General features: G+C 72.8%; 4 protein-coding genes. All 4 read right to left on the reverse strand.

The annotated features are described in order from the left end of the window. On the reverse strand, positions 1 to 207 hold a 207-nt coding region (locus tag NBZ85_RS29475; protein WP_261563209.1), incomplete at its 3' end, for a hypothetical protein. Positions 208 to 535: 328 nt separating this feature from the next. Further along, entirely contained in the window at positions 536 to 1,762 is a 1,227-nt protein-coding gene (locus NBZ85_RS29480) for a hypothetical protein (protein WP_055752732.1), read from the reverse strand. Then, a complete protein-coding gene (locus NBZ85_RS29485; protein ID WP_256790466.1) occupies positions 1,759 to 2,565 on the reverse strand; it encodes an SAM-dependent methyltransferase in 807 nt (268 codons plus the stop codon). The genes NBZ85_RS29480 and NBZ85_RS29485 overlap by 4 nt, the downstream gene beginning before the upstream one ends. Further along, a complete protein-coding gene (locus NBZ85_RS29490; protein ID WP_261563211.1) occupies positions 2,565 to 2,711 on the reverse strand; it encodes a hypothetical protein in 147 nt (48 codons plus the stop codon). The genes NBZ85_RS29485 and NBZ85_RS29490 overlap by 1 nt, the downstream gene beginning before the upstream one ends. Between the last annotated feature and the right edge of the window lie 408 nt (positions 2,712 to 3,119).

Raw genomic sequence — 3,119 nt, forward strand, 5'->3', positions numbered from 1 at the left:
GCTCTCGGGCCCGAAAGGCTTGCCTATGTCCGTCGACGGCGCGGCGGGGGGACGGCCATGAGGAAGGCCGTGCGGAAGCGGCGCAGCCGGTGGATCGACCGGCCGGTGCCCCTCGTCGGCGGCGGCGGGCGCCGCGATGCCGCAGGGCGGAACCGGCACGGGAGTGACGTCGTGTACGAGAGCGAGGTTGTTTTCGGCGAGGAGCACGATTCGGCACGGCCATCCGCACCCACAGCTGTCGCATCGGCCGTCGTTCCTGACGTGCGCGTCGAGGAGGCGAACCGCCGTGCAGCGAAGCCGCTCGAAGGCACGGTCCGGCGGGTGAAGATCCCCGTCGTGCGTGCGCCGGTCCATCCGCCGCTCGGTTATGATCACCGGGCCGTGGGCGCGCGGCCGGCGGCGAGGAGCAGTGAGGCCGCAGGCAGCGGAGCGGGGGCGGCGCGGGAGGTGAGCGGTGACCGGGTGTCCGGTACTCGGCTCGGAGACGTGGTGACCATGGGGCGGGCCTTCTCCAGACAAGGGTGGGACGGCGTGATCAGCGGGGTGGGGTTGTCTGCGCCGGGTCGGAACCGGCGCGGCTGGTCGGGTCGGCGGCGAGGGCGCTGAGGGTGGCGTTCAGCGCCGCGTCGGCGCCGTGGCGGCGCAGTGTCCGGGTCAGAACATCGAGACCGGCCAAGGCCGGCAGCGGACGGCGCGGCAGGCCGGACAGGAACGGTTCGAGCGGCAGGGCGTCGGCGGACAGCGTCAGGGCGGTGGCGACGGTGTCGTACACGGTGGCGGCCCAGATCGTGAGCACCGCGGCCAGCCAGCCTCGCCATTCACCGCGACGGGTGGCGAGCCGCCCGGCCAGCCACGCTTCGACGCCTTCGACGATCTCCGAGCGGATCGGTGGCGGGCAGTCGAGGGCTATCAGGTGCAGGTGGCCGAGCAGCGTTCCGGTGTCCGCGGGTTCCCCGCCAGGGCCGAGTGCGGGCGAGACCAGCACAGCGCCAGGCGCGCTGGCGGGGTAGAGCACGTGGGTCGGGGTGAGGGCGCCGAAGGCGACGCCGGCGCGGGCGAGCAGCACCGGGTCCAGCGCGGAGGCGAGCCGTGCGAGCCGGGCCGCGAGGCTGCGCGTGAGTGCCTTGGCCTCGCTGACCTCGCCGGCGTACGGGGGCTGCGGGTGGAGGTGGTCGGTCGGGTGGCTCAACGCCTCGGTGACCACGCGGGGAAGGGCGCGGGGGCCGGTGGGCGCGGCGGCCTGCCGCAGCGGCCCCGCCGGATCGCGGTGCAGTTCGGTGAGGTCGTCCATCAGCGTCATCAGCAGCTCGGTCAGCACCGCCGGCCGGGCCTGGACCCGGCCGGCCAGGCTCGTGCCCGTCACCCAGCGGGTGAACAGCACCCCGTCCGCCGTCGCGGCCGGTGCCGCGATCCGCAGGCCGCTGTAGACGGCCAGCGCCGTGAGCTGCTCGGCCTCCTGGTCAGTCCTGTCGGCCCGCGGCCCGTCGTCGCCGGTCAGCACCGCGGTGAGATCGCCGTGGTCGCCGCGCACCACGCTCGCCAGCGTTGCCCCCCTCGGGTGCAGCGTCGCGCACAGCGTCTCGCCGTCGACCTGCACCCGGCGCACCACCGCACTGCCTCCCGTGACCATCGGCCCGAACGCCACCTGCGCCTGCGGCCACAGGTGGGCGGTCGCGGCGGCGATCCGCCCTTCGGCGTAGGCGAGAAGGCGGGTGACGTCGCCGTCCGACCAGCACGCCGAACAGCCGGACAGCGGGCTCACCGGATGCGCCCGATACCGGCGTAGATCGGCAGCCGATCCTCGGACGTTGCCGTCCGGGACTGCTGCCGGTCGTCGGCCCAGCCGGGAAGGAGGACCACGCCGGGCTCGATCAGGTCACAGTCGTCGAAGAACCGCAGGACCTCGGTCCGGCTCCGCAGCCGGAACGGCGCCGTCGTGCGCCGGTACAACGTCGCGGCATCGGTGACGGCCTCGGCCTGTCCGTCACCGGTGGCATGGGTGAGCACCAGGTAGCTGCCCGCGGGGAGCGCGTCCCGCAGCGCGCCGATCAACCGTTCCGGGTGGGCGTCGTCGTCGAAGAAGTGCAGGATCGCGACCAGCAGAAGCCCGACCGGTTGGGACAGGTCGAGCAGCCCGGTGACGTCCGGGTGCTGGAGAATCTCCTCGGGACGGTGGAGATCGCCTTCGATGGCGACCGCGGCGGGCGTGCGCGCGAGGAGGATCTGGCTGTTCGCGACGGCGACCGGGTCGTTGTCGACGTAGGCGACCCGCGCGTCCGGCGCGACGCCGTAGGCGACCTCGTGGACGTTGCCCATCGTCGGCATGCCCGAACCGATGTCGAGGAACTGGCGGATACCCGCCGGGCCGGCGAGGTAGCGCACCGCCTCGCCCAGGAACGCCCGATTGACCCGCGCGGCCTGCTGGATTTGCGGCCACGCCTGCGTCAGCTTCGCTGCGGCGTCACGGTCGACGGCAAAGTTGTGGGCGCCGCCGAGCAGGTAGTCGTAGATCCTCGCAATGTTGGGATCGTCATGTCCGGTGGACTCGAAGCCGTCGGCGGTCATCACGCAGACCTCGCCGCCAGCCGGTCCGCGCCGGCCGGGGTGACGCACGCTCGTCGACGCTCTCCCTTGCTCGCCGCGTCGGATCTGGGCTTGGCGTCGAAGGCGGCGTCGGGGAGCGCGGCCGTCGCGGGGGCGGTCCTCATCATAGGAACAGACCTCACTGAGAGTAGACATCGGGGAACCGCTACCACCATCGCCCTGACAAGGACGACGGACATTCCCGCCAGCCCGAAGAAACAGTTCCGCTCCCCGCACCCCCTCCGACCTGGAGTAACACCCCCCGGCAGGGTGCATTAATTCGGGTCGCACGCCCCCTCTTGCTTCCCGAGGCGTGATCGCACGACTACCGTGGACCTGTCCCGGATGGAAAGGGGGATCACGGTGACGGGGAAGAGGGGCGCGGCGTCGTCATGAGTAGGCCGAGCCGGCGGGTGGAACAGGACGCGCTGCGGGAACGGATGCGCGCGGTCGGGATGAGCCACGACGAGATCGCCGTCGAGTTCACCCGCCGCTACCGGCTACGCCCCCGCACCGCCCACCGGCAGGCCCGCGGC

The organism is Frankia tisae (assembly GCF_025403405.1).
Classification (GTDB): Bacteria; Actinomycetota; Actinomycetes; order Frankiales; family Frankiaceae; genus Frankia; species Frankia tisai.

What these genes read in the sequence shown, in the direction of transcription:
- NBZ85_RS29485 (WP_256790466.1), bottom strand. Translation starts at nt 2,565, where the DNA reads ATGACCGCCGACGGCTTCGAGTCCACCGGACATGACGATCCCAACATT.
- NBZ85_RS29490 (WP_261563211.1), bottom strand. Translation starts at nt 2,711, where the DNA reads ATGATGAGGACCGCCCCCGCGACGGCCGCGCTCCCCGACGCCGCCTTC.